At 60.1% G+C, this 21,528-nt stretch carries 24 protein-coding genes and 1 tRNA gene; 17 read left to right on the top strand and 8 right to left on the bottom strand.

Annotation, left to right across the window (positions count from 1 at the left end; genetic code table 11):
- Positions 1-60 precede the first annotated feature (60 nt).
- Both hemH and ACIQY3_RS31360 read right to left on the bottom strand, forming a co-directional pair.
- Positions 61-1,086 (bottom strand): ferrochelatase, encoded by a 1,026-nt coding sequence (hemH, locus tag ACIQY3_RS31365; protein WP_403027793.1) that lies wholly within the window; start codon positions 1,084-1,086, stop codon positions 61-63.
- 13 nt (positions 1,087-1,099) lie between these two features.
- Entirely contained in the window at positions 1,100-2,002 is a 903-nt protein-coding gene (locus tag ACIQY3_RS31360; RefSeq protein WP_403027790.1) for a TIGR01777 family oxidoreductase, read from the bottom strand.
- 196 nt (positions 2,003-2,198) lie between these two features.
- Here ACIQY3_RS31360 and ACIQY3_RS31355 point away from each other — a divergent pair, with 196 nt between their 5' ends.
- The 12 genes from ACIQY3_RS31355 to ACIQY3_RS31300 all read left to right on the top strand — a co-directional run bounded on the left by ACIQY3_RS31355 (position 2,199) and on the right by ACIQY3_RS31300 (position 12,298).
- A complete protein-coding gene (locus ACIQY3_RS31355; RefSeq protein ID WP_403027787.1) occupies positions 2,199-3,185 on the top strand; it encodes an NAD(P)/FAD-dependent oxidoreductase in 987 nt (328 codons plus the stop codon).
- The gene (locus tag ACIQY3_RS31350; RefSeq protein WP_403027785.1) at positions 3,182-3,397 is read left to right on the top strand and encodes a TIGR02450 family Trp-rich protein; all 216 of its coding nucleotides are present in this window, start codon (positions 3,182-3,184) and stop codon (positions 3,395-3,397) included. The genes ACIQY3_RS31355 and ACIQY3_RS31350 overlap by 4 nt, the downstream gene beginning before the upstream one ends.
- 170 nt (positions 3,398-3,567) lie before the next feature.
- The gene (locus ACIQY3_RS31345) at positions 3,568-4,527 is read left to right on the top strand and encodes a YbgA family protein (protein ID WP_403027783.1); all 960 of its coding nucleotides are present in this window, start codon (positions 3,568-3,570) and stop codon (positions 4,525-4,527) included.
- Complete coding sequence (locus tag ACIQY3_RS31340; RefSeq protein WP_403027779.1) at positions 4,528-5,469, top strand: MerR family transcriptional regulator; 942 nt, start codon at positions 4,528-4,530, stop codon at positions 5,467-5,469. It abuts the gene before it with no gap.
- Positions 5,470-5,489: 20 nt separating this feature from the next.
- Positions 5,490-6,935, top strand: coding sequence for a deoxyribodipyrimidine photo-lyase (gene phrB, locus ACIQY3_RS31335; RefSeq protein ID WP_403027777.1), 1,446 nt, complete (start codon positions 5,490-5,492; stop codon positions 6,933-6,935).
- On the top strand, positions 6,928-7,350 hold the full coding sequence (locus ACIQY3_RS31330; protein ID WP_403027774.1) for a nuclear transport factor 2 family protein: 423 nt from the start codon (positions 6,928-6,930) through the stop codon (positions 7,348-7,350). The genes phrB and ACIQY3_RS31330 overlap by 8 nt, the downstream gene beginning before the upstream one ends.
- On the top strand, positions 7,347-8,129 hold the full coding sequence (locus ACIQY3_RS31325) for an SDR family NAD(P)-dependent oxidoreductase (RefSeq protein WP_403027771.1): 783 nt from the start codon (positions 7,347-7,349) through the stop codon (positions 8,127-8,129). Before ACIQY3_RS31330 ends, ACIQY3_RS31325 begins: the two co-directional genes overlap by 4 nt.
- On the top strand, positions 8,126-9,373 hold the full coding sequence (locus tag ACIQY3_RS31320) for an NAD(P)/FAD-dependent oxidoreductase (RefSeq protein WP_403027768.1): 1,248 nt from the start codon (positions 8,126-8,128) through the stop codon (positions 9,371-9,373). The genes ACIQY3_RS31325 and ACIQY3_RS31320 overlap by 4 nt, the downstream gene beginning before the upstream one ends.
- Positions 9,370-10,185 carry a DUF1365 domain-containing protein gene (locus ACIQY3_RS31315; RefSeq protein WP_403027765.1) on the top strand — a complete coding sequence of 272 codons (816 nt, stop codon included), beginning with the start codon at positions 9,370-9,372 and terminating at the stop codon, positions 10,183-10,185. Before ACIQY3_RS31320 ends, ACIQY3_RS31315 begins: the two co-directional genes overlap by 4 nt.
- A complete protein-coding gene (locus ACIQY3_RS31310; RefSeq protein WP_403027762.1) occupies positions 10,172-11,443 on the top strand; it encodes a class I SAM-dependent methyltransferase in 1,272 nt (423 codons plus the stop codon). Before ACIQY3_RS31315 ends, ACIQY3_RS31310 begins: the two co-directional genes overlap by 14 nt.
- A complete protein-coding gene (locus ACIQY3_RS31305; protein ID WP_403027759.1) occupies positions 11,436-11,939 on the top strand; it encodes a DUF2878 domain-containing protein in 504 nt (167 codons plus the stop codon). Before ACIQY3_RS31310 ends, ACIQY3_RS31305 begins: the two co-directional genes overlap by 8 nt.
- Positions 11,940-11,992: 53 nt before the next feature.
- Positions 11,993-12,298: a YkgJ family cysteine cluster protein gene (locus ACIQY3_RS31300; protein WP_133840256.1), complete on the top strand. Its 306-nt coding sequence runs from the start codon at positions 11,993-11,995 to the stop codon at positions 12,296-12,298.
- 124 nt (positions 12,299-12,422) lie between these two features.
- Here the strand turns inward: ACIQY3_RS31300 and ACIQY3_RS31295 are convergent, their stop codons facing one another.
- The 6 genes from ACIQY3_RS31295 to hemA form a co-directional block, all read right to left on the bottom strand.
- The gene (locus ACIQY3_RS31295) at positions 12,423-12,941 is read right to left on the bottom strand and encodes an acyloxyacyl hydrolase (protein WP_403027755.1); all 519 of its coding nucleotides are present in this window, start codon (positions 12,939-12,941) and stop codon (positions 12,423-12,425) included.
- A 122-nt stretch (positions 12,942-13,063) separates the two neighbouring features.
- Positions 13,064-13,855, bottom strand: coding sequence for a glutamate racemase (gene murI / locus ACIQY3_RS31290; RefSeq protein ID WP_403027753.1), 792 nt, complete (start codon positions 13,853-13,855; stop codon positions 13,064-13,066).
- Entirely contained in the window at positions 13,848-14,603 is a 756-nt protein-coding gene (locus ACIQY3_RS31285) for a molybdopterin-synthase adenylyltransferase MoeB (protein WP_403027751.1), read from the bottom strand. The genes murI and ACIQY3_RS31285 overlap by 8 nt, the downstream gene beginning before the upstream one ends.
- A complete protein-coding gene (gene prmC, locus ACIQY3_RS31280) occupies positions 14,597-15,427 on the bottom strand; it encodes a peptide chain release factor N(5)-glutamine methyltransferase (RefSeq protein WP_403027748.1) in 831 nt (276 codons plus the stop codon). Before prmC ends, ACIQY3_RS31285 begins: the two co-directional genes overlap by 7 nt.
- Positions 15,428-16,510 carry a peptide chain release factor 1 gene (prfA, locus tag ACIQY3_RS31275; protein WP_403027745.1) on the bottom strand — a complete coding sequence of 361 codons (1,083 nt, stop codon included), beginning with the start codon at positions 16,508-16,510 and terminating at the stop codon, positions 15,428-15,430.
- The gene (hemA, locus tag ACIQY3_RS31270; protein WP_054045691.1) at positions 16,507-17,793 is read right to left on the bottom strand and encodes a glutamyl-tRNA reductase; all 1,287 of its coding nucleotides are present in this window, start codon (positions 17,791-17,793) and stop codon (positions 16,507-16,509) included. Before hemA ends, prfA begins: the two co-directional genes overlap by 4 nt.
- A 182-nt stretch (positions 17,794-17,975) precedes the next feature.
- Here hemA and ACIQY3_RS31265 point away from each other — a divergent pair, with 182 nt between their 5' ends.
- From ACIQY3_RS31265 to ACIQY3_RS31245, 5 genes are all read left to right on the top strand, one after another.
- The gene (locus ACIQY3_RS31265; RefSeq protein ID WP_403027742.1) at positions 17,976-19,700 is read left to right on the top strand and encodes a tetratricopeptide repeat protein; all 1,725 of its coding nucleotides are present in this window, start codon (positions 17,976-17,978) and stop codon (positions 19,698-19,700) included.
- A gap of 4 nt (positions 19,701-19,704) precedes the next feature.
- Positions 19,705-20,322 carry a lipoprotein insertase outer membrane protein LolB gene (lolB, locus tag ACIQY3_RS31260; RefSeq protein WP_403027738.1) on the top strand — a complete coding sequence of 206 codons (618 nt, stop codon included), beginning with the start codon at positions 19,705-19,707 and terminating at the stop codon, positions 20,320-20,322.
- Between the two features lie 2 nt (positions 20,323-20,324).
- The gene (ispE, locus tag ACIQY3_RS31255; protein ID WP_403027893.1) at positions 20,325-21,176 is read left to right on the top strand and encodes a 4-(cytidine 5'-diphospho)-2-C-methyl-D-erythritol kinase; all 852 of its coding nucleotides are present in this window, start codon (positions 20,325-20,327) and stop codon (positions 21,174-21,176) included.
- Positions 21,177-21,212: 36 nt separating this feature from the next.
- Positions 21,213-21,287: transfer RNA gene (locus tag ACIQY3_RS31250), tRNA-Gln, on the top strand.
- 46 nt (positions 21,288-21,333) lie between these two features.
- The coding region (locus ACIQY3_RS31245) for a ribose-phosphate pyrophosphokinase-like domain-containing protein (protein WP_403027890.1) at positions 21,334-21,528 on the top strand (195 nt) is incomplete at its 3' end.

Genomic DNA, 21,528 nt, shown 5'->3' with positions numbered 1-21,528 from the left:
CAGCCGAACGGGGGCAAGCCCCCTCGCCACAACAAGCCTGCCTCACATTCTGTGTGATGTTTACAAGGCCAACGGCGCTCGCTCGCACAACGCATTCAACGCCTTCGCCCATTGCGGATCATCGTTGAGGCACGGCACCAGCACCAACTCCTCCCCTCCCGCTTCGCGGAACTGCTCCAGCCCGCGATCACCGATTTCTTCCAGGGTCTCGATGCAATCGGCGACGAACGCCGGGCACATCACCAGGATCTTCTTCGCGCCACTTTTGCCCAACTCATCGAGGCGTGCTTCGGTGTAGGGTTCGATCCACTTCGCCCGGCCCAGTCGCGACTGGAACGACACCGACCACTTGCCCTCCGGCAAGCCCATGCGCTTGGCAAACTCCGCCGCCGTGCGCAGGCATTGGGCGCGGTAGCAGGTCGCCAATACGGCCGGCGAAGCGTTCTTGCAGCAGTCTTCATTCTTGAAGCAATGCTGGCCGGTCGGATCGAGCTTGGTCAGGTGCCGTTCCGGCAAACCATGGAAACTCAACAACAGGTGATCATGATCCTGCTCAAGGTACGGCTTGGCACTGGCCACCAGCGCATCGAGGTATTCCGGCTGGTCGTAGAACGGCTGCAGAATCGAGAGCTGCACACTGAGCTTCTTCTCCCGAATCACGCGCCGGGCTTCTTCGACCACCGTGGTCACGGTGCTGTCGGCAAACTGTGGATAAAGCGGCGCGAGGGTAATGCGCTTGTGGCCCTGGGCGACCAGTTCCAGCAATTTCGATTCAATCGACGGCTCGCCGTAACGCATCGCCAGCTCCACGGGGCCGTGGGTCCAGCGAGCGGTCATGGCCTGTTGCAGGCGCCGGCTGAGCACCACCAGCGGCGAGCCCTCCTCCCACCAGATCGAAGCGTAGGCGTGGGCCGACTGCTCCGGGCGCTTGATCAGGATCAGCGACACCAGCAAACGTCGCACCGGCCATGGCAGGTCGATCACATACGGGTCCATCAGAAATTGATTGAGGTAGCTGCGCACATCCGCCACCGAAGTGGAGGCCGGTGAGCCCAGGTTGACCAGAAGCAACGCGTGATCGGTCATGCAACGTCCTATTTCAGAGGCGGCTGGACACGTCGTCCAACGCCGCGCGTAAATCGGTGAACTGGAAAGTGAAACCCGCTGCCAGCAAGCGGGCCGGCACGGCTTTCTGGCCGCCCAGCAACAGCAGCGACATTTCGCCTAGGCCAACCTTCAGCGCCAGGGCCGGCATGGGCATGAACGCCGGGCGGTGCAATACGCTGCCCAGCGTCTTGGCGAATTCGCGATTGCGCACCGGTTTGGGCGCGCAGGCATTATATGGACCGCTGGCATCAATGCGATGCAGAAGAAAATCAATCAGGGCGATTTGATCCTTGATATGAATCCACGGCATCCACTGCCGACCGTTGCCGATCGGCCCGCCCAGCCCGAGTTTGAACGGCAGCAACAGCCGCGACAAAAAGCCGCCCTCGGCGGACACGACCAACCCGGTGCGCACCAGAATCACCCGAATGCCCAAGGCTTCAGCACGCTGGGCGGTTTCCTCCCAGGCAATGCACAACTGGCTGGCGAAATCATCGATTACGGGCGGCGACTCTTCGGTCAACTCACGCTCGCCACCGTCGCCATACCAGCCGACCGCAGAACCGGAGATCAGCAATTCAGGTTTTTGCTCACGGGTTTCGAGCCAGGCCAGCAGGGATTCGGTGAGGCCGATGCGGCTGCTCCACAAAAGCGTTTTGCGCTTGTGGGTCCACCAACTATCACCAATCGGCGCGCCGGCCAGGTTGATAATCGCATCGAGCGGTTCCTGGCCAAGGTCTTCGAGACGGGCAATGCCTCGCACCTGAGCGCCACAGATTTTCGCGACTTTTGCCGGCGTGCGACTCCAGACCGTAAGGCGATGTCCCTGACTCAACCAGTGATGACAGAGTTGACGTCCTATCAAACCAGTACCGCCGGTCAGCAATATGTGCATGACTTCTTCCTCGCGTGGCGTTTTACCGTGATCACTAGTCTATTTTTATAAGCAGGGATCTTTGGTATCGGGCAGGGTCTGTGTTTAACAATAGGCCAAGCTGTCAGAACAAGAACGCTAAAAGTTATACCAAAAAACAATATTGTACAGGTTTAATCCACGGCGTAGTCTGTACAGAAAGGTAAACGAGGCCCCTATGACTGTACCTATCGCAATCATCGGCACCGGCATCGCCGGACTCTCAGCCGCCCAGGCCCTGACGGAGGCCGGGCATGTCGTTCAACTCTTCGATAAAAGCCGTGGCAGCGGCGGACGCATGTCGAGCAAGCGCAGTGACGCCGGTGCTCTGGACATGGGTGCGCAGTATTTCACGGCACGTGACCGGCGCTTCGTCACCGAAGTGCAGCGCTGGCAAGCCAATGGATGGGTCGCCGAATGGACGCCGCAGCTCTATACGTTCCAGGGCGGCCAGCTCAACCTGTCGCCGGATGAGCAAACCCGTTGGGTCGGCACGCCCCGCATGAGCGCCATTACCCGCGCGCTGCTCGGGGATCTTGAAGTGCATTTCGCCTGCCGGATCACCGAGGTCTATCGCGGCGAAGAACACTGGCATCTACAAGACGCCGAAGGCTTCACCCACGGTCCCTTCAGCCACGTAGTCATCGCGACACCGGCGCCTCAGGCGACCGCATTGCTGGCCTCCGCGCCGAAACTCGCAGGAGCCGCTGCCGGGGTCAAAATGGACCCGACCTGGGCGATCGCCCTGGCCTTCGACACCCCGCTGGATACGCCCATGGAAGGCTGCTTCGTGCAGGACAGTCCGCTCGACTGGCTGGCCCGCAACCGCAGCAAACCCGGGCGCGACAACACGCTGGACACATGGGTATTGCACGCCACCAGCGCCTGGAGCCGGCAACATATCGACCTGTCCAAGGAAGCCGTGATCGAGCAACTGCACGGGGCCTTCGCCGAGCTGCTGCACAGCGCGATGCCCGCACCGACCTTCAGCCTCGCCCACCGCTGGCTCTATGCCCGCCCTGCCAGCAGTCATGAATGGGGCGTGTTGGCGGATGCCGATCTGGGTCTTTATGTGTGTGGCGACTGGTGCCTGTCCGGTCGCGTCGAAGGCGCGTGGCTCAGCGGCCAGGAAGCCGCCCGCCGCTTGCACGCGCACCTGCAGTGAATCGCATCAATCCGGGGAAATTGCTGCTGTCGAAATGGACAGCAGCCCAACCGCAAAACCGCGAAAAACATTTTCTGGTGACCGAGCTGTTCCGGGCTGAGGACGGCACGGTGCTGGCGGTTGAGTTGCAGGCGGTGTTGACGCAGCGCAGTGAACGGCTGGATTGGCAAACCCTGAAAAACAGCGACGCCTGGCTATTGGGCTGGAAGTAGATCCCCTGTGGAAGTGGGCTTGCTCGCGAATGCGGTGGGTCAGCGACCTACATCGCGAGCACTTCAAAAACCTATACAAATAATTTGACTTGTACAGCTTCGAATCTATGATGAGGATTATGTTGTACAGATCAAAAATTCTGTACAGGTATTAGATTCGAGGTGCTGCAATGCCCATCGTCCCCGCCAAACCGAAAATCGCGATCAGTGCCTGCCTGATGGGTGCCGAGGTGCGCTTCAATGGCGGGCACAAGGAATCGCGACTGTGCAGTCGCACCCTCACGGACTATTTCGATTTCGTGCCGGTGTGCCCGGAAGTCGCGATCGGTCTCGGCATCCCCCGCGAACCGATTCGCCTGGTGGGCGATGCCGAGCATCCCGAAGCCGTCGGCACGGTCAACCGCGACATCAACGTCACCCAACCGCTCGCCGAGTACGGTCAGAAAATGGCCGCTGAACTGGGCGATATCTGCGGCTACATCTTCATGCAGAAATCTCCTTCCTGCGGGCTGCTGCGGGTCAAGGTCTACCACCCCAACGGCGCACCGGTGGACGGTGGTGGACGCGGCATCTACGCCCAGGCCTTTTGCGAACAACACCCGAACCTGCCGGTGGAAGAAGACGGCCGCCTCAATGACCCGGTGCTGCGGGAAAACTTCCTGACCCGCGTGTTTGCCTACAGCGCCTGGCAAGAATTGCTACAGGAAGGCCTGAGCCGTCGCGGCCTCATGGATTTTCACTCGCGCTACAAATACCTGCTGATGGCCCACAATCCGGTGCAATACAAAACCCTGGGCAACCTGCTGGGCAACATGGGCAAGACCGACCCAAAAGAACTCGGCCCGCGTTATTTCAGCGAACTGATGGAGGCGCTGAAAAAATGCGCCACCCGCCGCACCCACACCAACGTCTTGCAACACATCAGCGGTTACCTCAAACAGGCCATCAGCGCGGAAGACAAACAGGAAATGCAACGCGTCATCGGCCAGTACCGCCATGGCATCGTGCCGTTGGTGGTGCCGTTGACGCTGCTCAAGCATTACTTCCGCCAACACCCGGATCCGTACATTGCGCAACAGGTTTACCTGCAACCGCACCCGGAAAACCTCAGCCTGCGAAATGCGATCTAAATGAACAACACACCCGACACCAGCGCCCGAGAAGACCTCGGCGCCGACTTCAAAAAGGCCCTGGACGAAGGCTGGCTGCCGATTCGTGAAGTGGCGCGCCAGACCGGGGTCAACGCCATCACCCTGCGTGCCTGGGAACGGCGCTACGGCCTGATCGTGCCGCAACGCACGCCCAAGGGACATCGGCTGTTCTCGGCCGAACACGTGCAACGGATTCTGACGATTCTCACCTGGCTCAATCGCGGCGTTGCCGTCAGCCAGGTCAAGCAACTGCTCGACACACCGCAGGCCTTTACCGAGTCCGTCGAAAACGACTGGCACCTGCTGCGCAACACACTTCTGGAAGCGATCACTCAACTGAACGAACGCACCCTCGATGACACCGTCAACCAGGCCATGGCGCTGTACCCGCCCCGGACCTTGTGCGAACAACTGTTGATGCCGTTATTGAACGAGCTGGAACAACGTTGGCAAGGCCAGTTCGGCGCGCAGATGGAGCGGGTGTTCTTTTACTCCTGGCTGCGCAGCAAATTTGGCGCACGCATCTACCATAACAACCGGCAATTGCGCGCCGCGCCGCTGTTGTTGATCAACCACTCGGATTTGCCCCTGGAACCTCACCTGTGGCTCACCGCGTGGCTGATCAGCAGCACCGATTGCCCGGTGGAAGTGTTCGACTGGCCACTGCCCGCCGGGGAACTCGCACTGGCGGTCGAACACCTGCAAGCCCGTGGCGTACTGCTGTATTCCAGCAAGGCCATGAACCTGGCGCAGCTGCCGAAACTTTTAAGCGGCGTCAGTTGCCCAAAAATGATTGTCGGACCAACGGTATGCATCCACCACGCTGAGTTGTCCGTAAGAACCACTGAAATAGCTAATTTGTCCCTGGCCGAAGATCCCTTGTCGGCCCATCAGGACCTCGTCCAGCGTGGGCTTATTTAATGTCGAGTACGGGAACCACCATGCAATTGATCTGGCTGCGCAGCGACTTGCGCCTGCACGACAACACCGCCCTCTCGGCCGCCGCAGCCCGTGGCCCGAGCGTGGCGGTGTACCTGTTGAGCCCGGAACAATGGCAGGAACATGACGACGCGCCGTGCAAAGTGGATTTTTGGCTGCGCAACCTGGGCGAATTGAGCCTGGCGCTGGGCAAGCTCAACATTCCCCTGCTGATCCGCACAGCATCGCGCTGGGACGGAGCGCCTAAGGTGCTCCTCGAACTGTGCCGGCAATTGAAGATCGACGCGGTGCACGTCAACGAGGAATACGGCATCCATGAAAGCCGCCGTGATGAAGCAGTCGCCCAGGCCTTGAAGGCCGAGGGCATCGACTTTCACAGCTACCTCGATCAACTGTTGTTCTCGCCGGGCACCGTGCTGACCAAAACCGGCACCTACTTCCAGGTGTTCAGTCAGTTCCGCAAAGTCTGCTACGACCGTTTGCGCCGCTCGCTGCCCAAGTTGGTGAGTGCACCCGGCATCCAGGCGCCGTTGAACATCGACAGCGATGAAATCCCTTCCCGTGTCGATGGTTTCGAGACGCCGAAAGACAGTTTGATTACGCTCTGGCCCGCCGGTGAAGCCGAAGCCCGGCGTCGTCTCGACACCTTCGCCGACGCGCAAATCGATTACTACCAGAGCGAACGCGACTTCCCGGCTAAACCCGGCACCAGTCAGCTTTCGGCCTATCTGGCGGCCGGGGTGATTTCCCCGCGCCAGTGTTTGCACACCGCGCTGCAAAGCAATCAGGGCGAGTTCGAAAGCGGCAAGGTCGGCGCCGTCACCTGGATCAATGAACTGCTGTGGCGCGAGTTCTACAAACACATTCTGGTGGGCTACCCACGGGTGTCGCGGCATCGCGCTTTCCGCCCGGAAACCGAAGCCCTGGCCTGGCGCGACGCGCCGGATGAACTCGCCGCGTGGCAAGAAGCCCGCACCGGTCTGCCGATCATTGACGCGGCAATGCGCCAACTGCTGGAAACCGGCTGGATGCACAATCGCCTGCGCATGGTGGTGGCGATGTTCCTGACCAAGAACCTGCTGATCGACTGGCGTGAGGGCGAGCGCTTTTTCATGCGTCACCTGATCGATGGCGATCTGGCGGCGAACAACGGCGGCTGGCAGTGGAGTTCGTCCACCGGCACCGATTCGGCGCCCTACTTCCGCATCTTCAACCCGCTGAGCCAGTCGGAAAAATTCGACGCCGAAGGCGTGTTCATCAAGCACTGGCTGCCGGAACTGGCCGGGCTGAATAAAAAAGAAGTGCACAACCCCGCCAACCTCAGTGGCTTGTTCGGCGTTACAGATTATCCGTCGCCGATCGTCAATTTAAGCAAGTCTCGCGAGCGAGCCCTGGCCGCGTTCAAGAACCTGCCGTCGCGACAAGCGGCCGGAGGCGGCTATGAGTGAGTTTCTGCGGTGCTTTGCCCGGCAGTTTGCGGACCTGAACAAGGACAACCTGCAACGCCTCAATCAGCTCTACACCCACGACGTGCACTTCACCGACCCGCTCCACGAGGTAAAGGGTCTGGTGCAGATGCGCAGCTACTTCACCGAACTCTACGCCAACGTCAGCGAGCTGCATTTCGATTTTCATGGCTTCGACCAGATCAGCGAAGGCGAAGGTTATCTACGCTGGGTCATGAGCTACCGCCATCCGCGTCTGGCCGGTGGTCGGTTGATCAGCGTCGACGGCTGCTCGCACCTGCTTTGGCGCGACAAGGTTTATCGTCACCGGGATTACTTCGATGCCGGGGCACTGCTTTATGAACATCTACCTGTATTGGGCCGGGCGATCGCCTGGCTGAAAAGGAGAATGGGATGAGCCTTGTACCTCCAAGACGGTACTGGTTGACGGGCGCGAGCAGCGGCATTGGCGCCGCGCTGGCCGAAGAAATCTTGAAAACCGGTGCGCATCTGGCGGTCAGTTCACGCTCGGTCGTACCACTCAAGATCCTGTCCCAGCGGTATCCGGGGCAAGTGATGGTGGTCGCCGGAGACCTGACCAACAGCCAGACCGTGCGCGAAATCGGCGAGCGGATCACCGAGGACTGGGGTTACCTGGACACGGTGATCCTCAACGCCGGCACCTGCGAATACGTCGATGCCAAGCAGTTCGATGCATCGATCGTCGAGCACGTGGTGCGCACCAACCTGCTGGCCAGCAGTTATTGCATCGAAGCGGCCTTGCCGTTGCTGCGCAAAGGCACCGCGCCGCATCTGGTGGGCGTCGCCAGTTCGGTGACTTACCTGCCGCTGCCCAGGGCCGAAGCCTACGGCGCCTCGAAGGCCGGGCTGCGTTACTTGTTCGAATCGTTGCGCATCGACCTGGCGCCGGAAGGCATTGAAGTCACCGTGGTCAGCCCCGGGTTTGTCGACACGCCGCTGACGGCGAAAAACGATTTCCCGATGCCGCTCAGTTGGCCTGTGGATAAAGCCGCGCGACACATCTTCGCCAAACTCAAGAACCGGCCGTTGGAAATCGCTTTCCCGGCGCTGTTCATGGCGGCGCTCTGGCCGCTGTCGAAATTGCCCAATCGAGTGAAACTGGCGATCGGCAAACGCATGGTGCGCAGCCATCCGCCGATCAAGGATCAACCGTGAACATCGCCATTATCGGCAGCGGTATCTCGGGGCTGACCAGCGCTTATCTGCTCAGTCGCAGCCACGAGATCACCCTGTTCGAGGCCGGCGACTGGGTCGGCGGCCACACCCACACGCTGGATGTGACGGTCGATGGCCAACGCTATGCGGTGGACTCCGGTTTCATTGTGTTCAACGACTGGACCTACCCGAATTTCATGCGCTTGCTGGGGCAACTCGGCGTGGGCTTCAAACCCACCGAGATGAGCTTCTCGGTCACCGACCCGGACTCGGGCCTTGAGTACAACGGCAACAACCTCAACAGCCTGTTCGCCCAGCGTCGTAACCTGCTGTCGCCGGGGTTCTGGGGCATGTTGCGCGACATCCAGCGTTTCAATAAAGAAGCCCTGCGCGATCTTGAGGAACAACGGATCGGCGCCGACACCACCCTCGATCACTACCTGAAGGCCGGCGGCTACGGCGAGCGTTTCATCCTGCATTACATCGTGCCGATGGGCGCGGCGATCTGGTCGATGTCCATGGCCGACATGCTCGGTTTCCCGATGCAGTTCTTCCTGCGCTTTTTCAGGAATCACGGTTTGCTGTCTATCAGTAATCGTCCGCAATGGTGTGTGATCGAGGGTGGGTCGAGCGCTTATGTCGCGCCACTGACTGCCTCGTTTAAAGAGCGGATTCGCCTCAACTGCCCCGTTACCCGCGTCGAGCGTGATGCGGATGGCGTGGTTATCCACAGCCCCGCCGGCAGCGAGCGCTTCGACAAAGTGGTGTTCGCCTGCCATAGCGATCAGGCGCTGAAACTGCTGGCCGAGCCGAGCGCTGCCGAGCAGTCGATCCTTGGTGCCCTGCCCTACGCCGACAACGAGGTGGTTTTACACACCGATACCCGCCTGCTGCCTGAGCGAAAACTCGCCTGGGCGAGCTGGAATTTTCGCCTTGGTGGCGCCGGGCACACGCGGACCGCCGTCACCTACAACATGAACATCCTGCAAGGCATCCAGAGCGACACCACGTTCTGCGTCAGCCTTAACCAGAGCGCCGGCATCAGCCCGTTCAAGGTGCTCGCGAAATACACCTACGCCCATCCGCAATACAGCTTGAAAGCGGTGGCGGCGCAGCAACGCTGGGAAGAATTGAACGGTGCGCAGCACACCTATTATTGCGGCGCCTATTGGGCCAGCGGCTTTCATGAGGACGGCGTGGTCAGTGCCTTGCGCGTGGCCCGCTCGTTCGGTGAAGTGCTGTGAACAGTGCCCTCTACAGCGGCTGGATCGCCCACCGGCGGTTTGCGCCCCGGCGTCATGAATTCCGTTATCGGATCGGCCTGCTGTACCTCGATCTCGACGAACAGGATGCGGTGCTGGGTTTGTCAGCGCTGTCAGGGCGCAGCCGTTTTGCCGCGTTCTCGTTTCGCGAGCGCGACTATCTGAAAGCGTTTACCGGCACCGGCATGCGTTTGATCAATGCCGTACGGCAGCAGGTCGGCCAAGCCATCGGCCATGAGCCCCAAGGCTCGATCTGCCTGCTGACCCAGGCCCGCAGTTGGGGCCTGTCGTTCAACCCGGTGAGTTTTTTCTATTGCCATGAAGCCGACGGCCAACTGGCGGCGATTCTCTGCGAAGTCACTAACACCCCGTGGCGCGAACGTTATCACTACGTGTTGCCGGCCAAGGCGCCAGAACACCTGGGTGATTTCCATCAGCATTTCGCCGTGGCCAAGGCGTTTCACGTGTCGCCGTTTCTGCCGCCGGATCTCGAATACCGCATGAGCTTCAGCCCCGCCGCGCAAAAGCTCGGCGTGCACATGGCCGACTGGCAGGGCGAACTGAAACTGTTCGACGCCACGCTCAACCTGCAACGCGAACCGCTGGATCGCCACAGCCTGCACCGTTACTTGCGGCGCTTTCCGTGGATGACCGCGAAAACCTGCCTGGCGATCTATTGGCAGGCCGTGCGCCTGCTGCTCAAACGCGCGCCGATTTTTGCTCACCGGGCTGCCGATGGCAGCTTTCAAACCGCCATCGTTGCCCCACAGGATCGCCGCCATGAAATCCCCTAGCGTTTCGGCCAAAGCCAATCTGCTCAGCACCAACGGCTTGTCCGGCTCGCTACTGCGGCGGGGTGTTTTACGGCAATTGGCGCACCTCAAGCACGGGCAACTGGTGGTGGTCGAAGACGGCGAACGGCATGTCTTCGGCACGCCCGGCGGCCATCTGCTGGGGGAGATCCATGTCCTGGATGCGGCGCTCTGGGGACTGGTGGCGAGTAACGGTTCAATCGGCGCGGGCGAAGCGTTTATCCACGGTTATTGGACTTCGCCGGACCTGACGGCAGTGGTCCGGGTATTCGTCAGCAACCTTGAAGTGCTGGATGCGCTGGAAGGTGGTCTGGCCAAACTCGGCCGGCCGTTCGTGCAAGGACTGCACTGGCTCAATCGCAACACGCGCAAGGGCTCGCAGAAAAACATCGCCGCCCATTACGATCTGGGCAACGACCTGTTCGAACAATTTCTCGACCCGACGATGATGTATTCGGCGGCGCAGTTCCTCAGCCCCGAAGACACCCTGGAACAGGCGCAACTGAACAAACTGGAGCGGATCTGCCAGAAGCTCGACCTCCAGCCCGGCGATCATCTGCTGGAAATCGGCACCGGTTGGGGCAGCATGGCGATCTACGCCGCCCAGCACTACGGCTGCAAAGTCACCACCACCACGCTGTCCAAAGAGCAGTTCGCCTTCACCGCCCAGCGAATCGAGGCCCTGGGTTTGCAAGACCAGATCACCTTGTTACTGTCGGATTACCGCGACCTCACCGGCCAGTACGACAAACTGGTGTCGATCGAGATGATCGAAGCGGTCGGCCATCGCTTCCTGCCGACCTACTTCAAGCAATGCGCGCACCTGCTCAAGAGCAACGGCTTGATGCTGTTGCAGGCGATCACCATCCGCGAGCAGCGCTATGAACAGGCCAAGACCAGTGTCGATTTCATCCAGCGCTACATCTTCCCCGGCGGCGCCCTGCCCTGTGTGCAGAAAATGCTGGAGATCGTCAGCCGCGACACCGACATGAACCTGCTGCACATGGAGGATTTCGGCCTGCACTACGCCAGGACCCTGCGCCTGTGGCATGAGAATTTTCGCCGCGCCCACGGGCGCTTGAGCGAATTGGGCTACGACGAGTATTTCCTGCGGTTGTGGGAGTTTTACCTGTGCTACTGCGAAGGGGGTTTCCTGGAGCGCACCATCGGCACCGCGCAATTACTGTTGGCCAAACCGGCGGCGATGCCGGCACCATTGCTCGGCCGTTTCGATGCTTGAACGTATCGCCAACGCCGCACTGTTCCAGCTCGGCTGGTTCGCCTGCGTGGTGGGCGGCAGCAGCCTTTGGCTGTTGGTGCCGCTGGCGGTGCTGGTGATTCATCTGCTGTGGATAAGTCGTTGGGTCGATGAAGGCCGACTTATCCTCAGCGTCGTGTTGCTGGGCACCACCGTCGACAGTTCATTACGCTGGCTGGGGGTGTTCGACTTCGCCGACGTCGCGCCGTTGATTCCGCTGTGGCTGATGCTGTTGTGGGCACTGCTGGCGACTACGTTGCGTCATTGCCTGATGTGGAGCGCCGATCCCTGGTGGCTGGCCAGCCTGTTGGGCGCCATCGGTGGGCCGTTGTCGTATTACGCCGGTAGCCAACTGGCGGGAGTGCAATTTCCCTACGGCCGGGTGCCCACGCTGATGGGCATTGGACTGCTCTGGGCGATGCTGTTTCCTACGTTGCACTTCATGGCCCAGCGGCTGGCGACGGATCACCGCGACTGAGCGTCCGTCAGGCCTTTCACACAGCAACGGCCCACTGCCTTACACTGCGCCCCATGAAAACCATCCCCCACACGCAAATCGCCGAGCCGGCGGTCACGTGCTCGACGTGCTCAGCCTGCTGCTGCCAACTCGAAGTCATGCTGATCACCGAAACCGGCGTGCCCGAGCGTTTTATCGATACCGATGACTGGGGCGGGGAAGTGATGTTGCGGCTGGATGACGGCTGGTGTGCGGCGCTGGATCGCAACACGATGATGTGCACCATCTACGAAAAACGCCCGCTGATCTGCCGGGAATTCGAGACGGGTTCGCCGGAATGCATCGAAGAGCGGCAGGGAATTGTGTCGGTGTATCGCTGACACCGAAGACACCTCAATACACCTGTGGGAGCGGGCTTGCTCGCGAAGGCGGTTCAACATTCAACACTTAAGTTGACTGTCAGTCCGCTTTCGCGAGCAAGCCCGCTCCCACAGGGTTTGGTGCTTACAACGGCATCGTGTAGTGCAGCGAATAACTTTCCACACCGTCGTTGTTGCTGTTCAGGCCGGCATTGGAATAGTGCGTCGCACGAATCCCGACTTCATGCCCACCGGCAAAACGCAGCCCGAAACCGAAGCGGTCTTCGAACTGAAAAGCCTGCCCGATGTTGTTGTCTTCCAGTTTGGTGTTGGAGAACAGCGCAACACCAATTCCCGCCTCGAGATACGGTTTGACGTTTTGCCCGGCAAACTCGTAAACAAACACCGGAGAGAACGACAGGCTGCTGGTGCCGGAAGTCTTGTCGCCATCCCAATAGGTATAGGCGCCGCTCCAGTAACCGGTCACACGACCGACATCACTTTGAAGCCAGCTCTTGTCCCAATCGAATTGCATCCCCAATCGGTAGGTCATGGTTGAATCGCTGGTCTGACCGACCCCGAACTCCACGCCAGCCGCTTGTGCGGTCAAACTTTGCCCCATCAATGCGGTCGCAATCGCGGCCAAACAGAATAGTCGCTTCATTAGAAACATCCTTTTCCGAACGATTTCGTGTGGTTTTTTTTTGTAGCTTGCAATCACAGCTATAGAAGTCGACGGTTAATCAGAAGTTCACCCCAATTACTCGTTTGCCCCAGCCTTTTTTTCTAGTACTTGAAGCTTTGCACAATGCCCGGCGAATTCCACAGTACCGGCAGGATATTTCTGAAATGTTCCGGTTCGGCACTCGTCCAGAACTGCGCGGCACGAACCGGCCCCTCGGCGAGTAACTCACGCTCGGCCAACAGGCGTTGCAGTTGCCGCGCCACGGCGGCACCCGTGTCAATCAAACTGATGTCTTCCGGGATCATCTGCTTAAGCAACGGCTTTAGAAAGGGATAATGCGTGCAGCCGAGAATTATCGTGTCGCAGCCTGCGGCCAGCAGGGGCGCGACATAGCCGTGGAGCAATTGACGTAGATTCTGGCTGTGCAGATCGCCGCTTTCAATCAGCTCCACCAACCCTGGGCAAGGTTGGGTAATCACCCGCACATCCGTGGCGAAGCGGTCGAGCAGCGCAGCGAATTTGGCGCTCTGCAAGGTGCCGGTGGTAGCCAGGACACCGACCACGCCACTGCGGGTGGCGGCAGCAGCCGGTTTGACCGCCGGCTCCATGCCGACGATGGGCCATTCGGGATAATCGCGACGCAGATTGGCCACGCCGGCCACAGTGGCTGTGTTGCAGGCCAGCACCAGCGCCTTGGCGCCCTGCTGCCGGAAAAATTCGGCGATGACGCTGCAACGTTGCTGGATGAATTCAGGGGTTTTCTCGCCGTAGGGAATATTCCCGCAATCGGCGACGTACAACAGGGATTCGTCAGGCAACAAACGCTGGATCTCGGCCAGCACCGACAGCCCACCGACGCCGGAGTCGAACACGCCGATTGGCGCCTCACGCATGGGCAGTACCACAGACGCTGCAACCCGGATCACGCTTGACCCGCAACTCACGGAAGCGCGTGCCCAAGGCATCGATCAACAGCAAGCGGCCCACCAACGGTTCGCCGAAACCGGCCAGCAACTTCAGCGCTTCGAGGGCTTGCAGGCTACCGACCAGCCCAACCAACGGGCCGATCACCCCGGCTTCGCTGCAGGTCAGTTCGGCTTCGCTGCCGTGCCCGTATAAACAGTGGTAACACGGACTTTCCGCAAGACGCGGGTCGAACACTGACAACTGCCCTTCCAGGCGAATCGCCGCACCGCTGACCAAGGGTTTGCGCGCCGCCACACACGCGGCGTTGACCGCCTCGCGGGTGGAGAAATTGTCGGAACAGTCCAGCACCAGATCCACCGCAGCAACCGCCGCGGCCAGGGAGTCTTCATCCAGCGCCGCGCGATGGGCGACCAGTTGGATTTCGGGGTTGATCGCGCTCAAGCGGCGGATCGCAGAATCGACTTTGCTCACGCCGACGCTGTCGGTGTCGTGAATGATCTGGCGTTGCAGGTTGGTCAGGTCGACCGTATCGAAGTCCGCCAGATGCAACTCACCGACCCCGGCCGCCGCCAGATACAGCGCCACCGGCGAGCCAAGACCGCCGAGGCCGATGATCAGCACACGGCTTTCTTTCAGCCGCAATTGACCGTCGATGTCGACGTGTTGCAACAGAATCTGTCGGCTGTAGCGCAACAATTCCTGATCATTCAGCACGGCAGGCGCCCCAGACTGATGCGTTCGTGACCGCCCAGATCGGTGCGGCTGTGGACTTCTTCAAAACCATGGGTCAGCAACAAATCGCGCACCGCGTCGGCCTGATCATAGCCGTGTTCCAGCATCAACCAGCCGCCGGCTTCGAGGTAATCCGGGGCCTGGGCGACGATCAAACGCAGATCGTCGAGCCCGTCGACACCGGCGACCAAGGCACTGGCCGGCTCGAAACGCACGTCGCCTTCCACAAGGTGTGGATCGGCGGACGCGATGTAAGGCGGGTTGCTGATGATCAGTTGAAAACGTTGACCTTCCAGGGCGCTGAACCAATGGCTGCTCAACACCGTGGCGTTTTTCAGGTGCAAGCGCTGGCGATTGCGTTCGGCCAATGCCACGGCTTCGATCACGCGATCCACGGCGGTGACTTTCCAGGCCGGGCGTTCGCTGGCGAGGGCCAGGGCAATCGCGCCGCTGCCGGTGCCGAGGTCGAGGACCGTGGCCGGTGTCGCGGGTAACAATTCCAGCGCGGTTTCCACCAGCAATTCAGTGTCCGGGCGCGGGATCAGCGTGTGCGGGGCGACTTCCAGATCGAGCTTCCAGAAACCTTGCTGGCCGAGGATGTACGCCACCGGCTCACCGCCGCGACGGCGCTGCAAGTAACTGGCAAACGTCAGCGCTGCTTCGCTCGGCACGATGCGCTCGGGCCAGGTGTGCAGGAAGCTGCGGGACTTGCCCAACGCAGCGGCCAGCAACAACTCGGCATCCAGGCGCGCCGTCGGTGAGTCGGGTAGATCGGCAGCACGCAACAAACTGGCAATGATCGTCATTTACTCACCTATCGCCGCCAATTGGTCGGCCTGGAACTCGGCCAACAACGGCTCGATCACGGCTTCGACGCCCCCGGCGAGGATTTCGTCGAGGGAATACAGCGTCAGGTTGACCCGGTGGTCGGTGACCCGGCCCTGGGCAAAGTTGTAGGTGCGGATCCGCTCGGAGCGATCACCCGAACCCACCAGCAGTTTACGCTCGCTGGCGATGGCATTCGCGGCGGCGCTGGTCTGCTGGTCGTTAAGCTTGGCCGACAGCCAGGACATCGCCCGGGCACGGTTCTTGTGCTGGGAACGTTCTTCTTGGCATTCAACGACGATACCGGACGGTATATGCGTGATACGAATCGCCGAGTCAGTCTTGTTGACGTGCTGGCCACCGGCCCCGGAGGACTTGTAGGTATCGACCCGAATATCCGCCGGGTTGATCTCGATCGCTTCCTGCTCGTCCGGCTCGGGCAACACGGCCACGGTACACGCCGAGGTGTGGATGCGGCCCTGGGATTCAGTCGCCGGAACCCGCTGTACACGGTGCGCGCCGGATTCGAATTTCAGCTTGCCGTAGACATTCTCGCCTTCGACCCGGGCGATGACTTCTTTATAGCCGCCGTGCTCGCCGATGTTCTCCGAGAGAATCTCGACCCGCCAGCCACGTCGCTCGGCGTATCGCGAATACATGCGGAACAGGTCGCCGGAGAAAATCGCCGCCTCGTCACCGCCGGTGCCGGCACGGATTTCGAGGAACACGTTGCGCCCGTCGTTCGGATCCTTGGGCAGCAACATGCGTTGCAGCCGGGCTTCGATTTCGATCAGTTGGTCTTTGGCTTCACGCACTTCTTCCACGGCCATTTCGCGCATGTCCGGGTCGCTGTCCTTGAGCAGCGCCTGGGCGCCTTCGAGGTCGCCTTGCACTTTGAGCAACTGTTTATAGGTGTCGACAATCGGCTCGACTTCCGCGTATTCCTTGGAATAGGCGCGGAATTTGGCCTGATCGGAAATGACCTCGCCATCGCCAAGCAGAGCGGTCAATTCCTCGAAACGGTCCTGGAGGATGTCCAGCTTATTGAGCAGTGACGCTTTCATTGCGGTTTTTTATCCGAGCTATCCGACGAGCCCTCATGGAGGGCAAAGAGTTCCTGGGCCATGGCCAGCGCATCGAGGCGGCCTTCGGCAGTCAACTTTTTCAACTGTACGCTAGGGGCGTGCAACAGTTTGTTGGTCAAGCCACGGGCCAGTTGCACCAGCACGTCTTCGGCGCTGCTGCCGTTGGCCAGCATGCGCTGGGCCTTTTGCAATTCTTCGTCACGCATGCGCTCGCTTTGCTGGCGGTAGGCCTTGAGCACATCCACCGCCGCCAGTTCGCGCAGGCGCACCATGAAGTCGTCGGCGCCGATCGACACCATCTCTTCCGCAGCCTGGGCAGCACCTTGGCGGCTCTTGAGGTTTTCGGCGACCACTTCGTGAAGATCATCGACGCTGTACAGGTAAACGTCGTCGAGTTCGCCGACTTCAGGCTCGATATCCCGTGGGACGGCGATGTCCACCATGAAGATCGGCTTGTGCTTGCGCAGCTTCAAGGCACTTTCCACCGCGCCTTTGCCGAGGATCGGCAACTGGCTCGCGGTGGAACTGATGACGATGTCGCTTCGCACCAGTTCAGCCGGGATGTCCGACAGCAGCACCGCGTGAGCGCCGAACTGTTCAGCCAGGATGCTCGCGCGTTCCAGGGTACGGTTGGCCACGACGATGCGCTTCACACCCAGCTCATGCAGATGACGGGCAACCAGGGTAATGGTCTCGCCGGCGCCGATCAGCAAGGCCTGGCTGCGTTGCAAGTCACTGAAAATCTGTTTGGCCAGGCTGACCGCGGCAAACGCCACGGACACCGGGTTTTCGCCGATGGCGGTGTCGGTGCGCACCTGCTTGGCTGCATTGAACGTCGCCTGGAACAGCCGGCCGAGCAGCGGACCGATGGTGCCGGCCTCACGCGCCACGGCGTAGGCGGATTTCATTTGGCCGAGAATCTGCGGTTCGCCCAGCACCAGCGAGTCGAGCCCGGAGGCGACCCGCATCATGTGACGAACTGCCGCATCATCTTCGTGCACATAACTGCTCGCACGCAGCTCATCGAGGCTCAAATGATGATAATCGGCCAGCCAGCGCAGGATGATGTCGGCCGAAAGGTGATCCTGCTCTATATAAAGCTCACTGCGATTGCAGGTGGAGAGGATCGCAGCTTCGCGGCTGTCGGTCAGTCGGCAGAGCTGCTGCAACGCCTCCACCAGCTGCTCAGGGGTAAAGGCCACGCGCTCGCGGACGTCTACTGAAGCAGTCTTGTGGTTAATACCGAGTGCAAGGAAGGCCATTCAAGGTCGCTGATGGTGACGTGAAGCCGGCAATTGTCCTACTTCGACACAGACAGAACAACTACCGCTGACTATTGTCCCAATCACTTGCCTCTATAAAGGCATCAATTGAGACTCGGTTATGTTTGGCCGAAGGCTTGTGTCATGATGATCCGACCGCAGGTTAGTCGTCCTTCTCCTATATGAATAGATCTTCCGCGTTGCTCCTCGCTTTTGTCTTCCTCAGCGGCTGCCAGGCCATGGCCCCCGTTTCGCCGGACGGTACGTCGCCGGTTGAAGACAGCACTCCAGCCCCTGAAAAGCCCAAGGTCTACAGCTCATTCAGTGAAGAAACCGTCTTCAGTCTGTTGAGCGCCGAACTGGCTGGCCAACGCAATCGTTTCGACATTGCGCTGGACAACTACGTGACCCAGGCGATCAACACCCAGGATCCGGGCGTCTCCGAGCGGGCCTTCCGCATCGCCGAGTACCTGGGCGCCGATCAGGCCGCCCTGGATACCGCGCTGATCTGGGCGAAAAACGCCCCGGACGACCTCGAGGCACAGCGCGCAGCCGCCGTGCAACTGGCGCGCGCTGGGCGTTATGACGACTCCATGGTCTATATGGAGAAAGTCCTGCTGGGCAAGGGCGACACGCATTTCGACTTCCTCGCCCTGTCGGCGGCTGATACCGATCAGGACACCCGCAACGGTCTGATGAAAAGTTTTGACCGTTTGTTGCAGCGCCATCCGAAGAACGGCCAGCTGATTTTCGGCAAGGCCTTGCTGATGCAACAGGACGGCGACGCCAAGGGCGCACTGACCCTGCTGGAAGACAATCCGCCGGACGAGGGCGAAATCGCCCCGATCCTGCTGCGGGCGCGCCTGCTGCAAACCCTTAATCGTGGCGGTGAAGCCCTGCCGCTGCTGCAAAAAAGCATCAAGAAATACCCGGACGACAAACGTCTGCGCCTGACTTATGCACGCATGCTGGTCGAACAGGACCGCATGGACGATGCCAAAGTCGAATTCTCCAGCCTGGTCCAGCAGTATCCGGAAGATGACGAACTGCGTTATTCCCTGGCGCTGGTGTGCCTGGAAGCCAAGGCCTGGGACGAGGCCAAGGGTTACCTGGAAGACTTGATCGCCCGGGAAAGCCATGTGGATTCGGCGCACCTGAACCTCGGACGAATCGCCGAAGAGCGTAACGACCCGCAAGGCGCACTGATCGAGTACGCCCAGGTCGGCCCCGGCAACGATTACCTGCCGGCGCAATTGCGCCAGGCCGACATCCTGATGAACAACGGCAAGACCGCCGAGGCCCAAAGCAAACTGGCGGCCGAGCGCGACACGCAACCGGATTACGCGATTCAGTTGTACCTGATCGAAGCCGAAACCCTGTCCGCCAATAATCAGGGCGACAAGGCCTGGGGCGTGTTGCACAAAGCCTTGCAGCAATACCCGGACGATCTGAACCTGCTCTACACCCGGGCCATGCTCGCGGAAAAACGCAATGACCTGGCGCAGATGGAAAAAGACCTGCGTCTGATCATCAAGCGCGACCCGGACAATGCGATGGCGTTGAATGCCCTCGGCTACACCCTGTCCGACCGCACCACCCGTTACGAAGAAGCCAAGGCCCTGATCGAACACGCGCACCAGCTCAATCCGGAAGACCCGGCGGTCCTCGACAGCCTCGGCTGGGTGAATTTCCGCCTCGGCAATCTCGATGAAGCCGAACGCTATCTGCGCCAGGCCCTGGAGCGCTTCCCCGATCAGGAAGTCGCCGCTCACCTGGGCGAAGTCCTGTGGGCCAATGGCAAACAACGGGAAGCCAAGCAAATCTGGGGCAAGTTCCTCAAGGATCAGCCCGACAGCCCTACCCTGCGCGGCACCATCAAGCGCCTGACCGGATCAGAGACTCTTTAAGATTATGTTTTTGCGCCACGTTATTGTTTTCAGCTTCATCGCCCTGCTCGCCGGTTGCGCGGGTTTCGGCGCCCGCGAGTCAGTCCAGGGCCAAGGCAACCCGGCCCAATGGCGCGTGTACAAAGAGCAAATGACCAGCCTCGACGGCTGGCAGATCAACGGCAAGATCGGCATCCGCGCGCCCAAGGATTCGGGCAGCGGCACGTTGTTCTGGCTGCAACGACAGGATTACTACGACATCCGCCTCTCCGGCCCATTGGGTCGCGGTGCTGCGCGCCTGACCGGACGTCCCGGCAAGGTGTCGCTGGAAGTTGCCAACCAGGGTCGCTTCGAAGCACCGACCCCGGAAGCCTTGCTCGAAGAACAGCTGGGCTGGAAATTGCCGGTGTCCAACCTGGCCTGGTGGGTTCGCGGGCTCCCGGCCCCGGACAGCAAGAGTCGCCTGACCCTGGACGCCGACAGCCGCCTCGCCAACCTCGAACAGGATGGCTGGCAGGTCGAATACCTGAGCTACGCCGAGCAAAACGGCTATTGGCTGCCCGAGCGGATCAAACTGCACGGCACCGACCTTGATGTCACGCTGGTGATCAAGGAATGGCAACCACGCAAACTGGGGCAGTGAACATGACTGCTCCGCGCTTGACGCTGCCCTCGCCAGCCAAACTCAATCTGATGCTGCACATTCTTGGGCGCCGTGAAGACGGCTACCACGAGTTGCAGACGATTTTTCAGTTTCTCGATTACGGTGACGAGATCACCTTCGCCGTTCGCGATGACGGTGTGATTCGTTTGCACACCGAATTCGAAGGCGTTCCCCACGACAGCAATCTGATTGTTCGAGCCGCAAAGAAACTTCAGGAGCAATCCGGTTGCGCCCTCGGCATCGATATCTGGATCGATAAAATCCTGCCCATGGGCGGTGGAATCGGCGGCGGCAGCTCAAATGCCGCGACGACTTTGCTCGGCCTCAACCATCTCTGGCAACTGGGTTGGGGCGAGGATCGACTGGCCGTGCTGGGCCTGACGCTGGGCGCCGACGTCCCGGTTTTCGTCCGTGGCCACGCCGCTTTTGCCGAGGGTGTCGGGGAGAAACTCACCCCTGTAGACCCCGAAGAACCGTGGTATCTCGTGCTGGTGCCGCAAGTATCTGTAAGTACAGCAGAAATTTTTTCCGATCCTTTGTTGACACGTAACTCTTCTCCCATTAAAGTGCGCCCCGTTCCCAAGGGAAACAGTCGTAATGACTGCTTACCGGTAGTAGCAAGGCGTTATCCAGAGGTACGTAACGCTTTGAATTTGTTAGGTAAATTTACCGAAGCAAAACTCACCGGTACTGGAAGTTGTGTGTTTGGGGGCTTCCCAAGCAAAGCTGAAGCTGATAAAGTCTCGGCCCTTCTTACAGAGACCCTTACAGGGTTTGTAGCAAAAGGAAGCAACGTTTCGATGTTGCATCGCAAGCTGCAAAGTCTGCTCTAAAGGAACCGATTACTGGGTAATCGTTGCAACAGATACAGGGGCGTCGCCAAGCGGTAAGGCAGCAGGTTTTGATCCTGCCATGCGTTGGTTCGAATCCAGCCGCCCCTGCCATTTTCCTATACTCATCCAGGTTACCCTCAGCCTTCAGGTACTGCGCGTGTCCAAGATGATGGTCTTTACGGGGAACGCTAACCCCGATCTGGCTCGGCGTGTTGTACGTCAGCTGCATATCCCTCTCGGTGACATCTCTGTCGGTAAGTTCTCCGACGGCGAAATTACAGCCGAGATCAATGAAAACGTCCGCGGTAAAGATGTCTTCATTATTCAGCCGACTAGCGCTACGACCAACGAT

The organism is Pseudomonas sp. NPDC096950, assembly GCF_044762525.1.
In the GTDB taxonomy this organism is placed as follows: Bacteria; Pseudomonadota; Gammaproteobacteria; order Pseudomonadales; family Pseudomonadaceae; genus Aquipseudomonas.
This window is presented reverse-complemented; position numbering and strand designations above follow the sequence as displayed.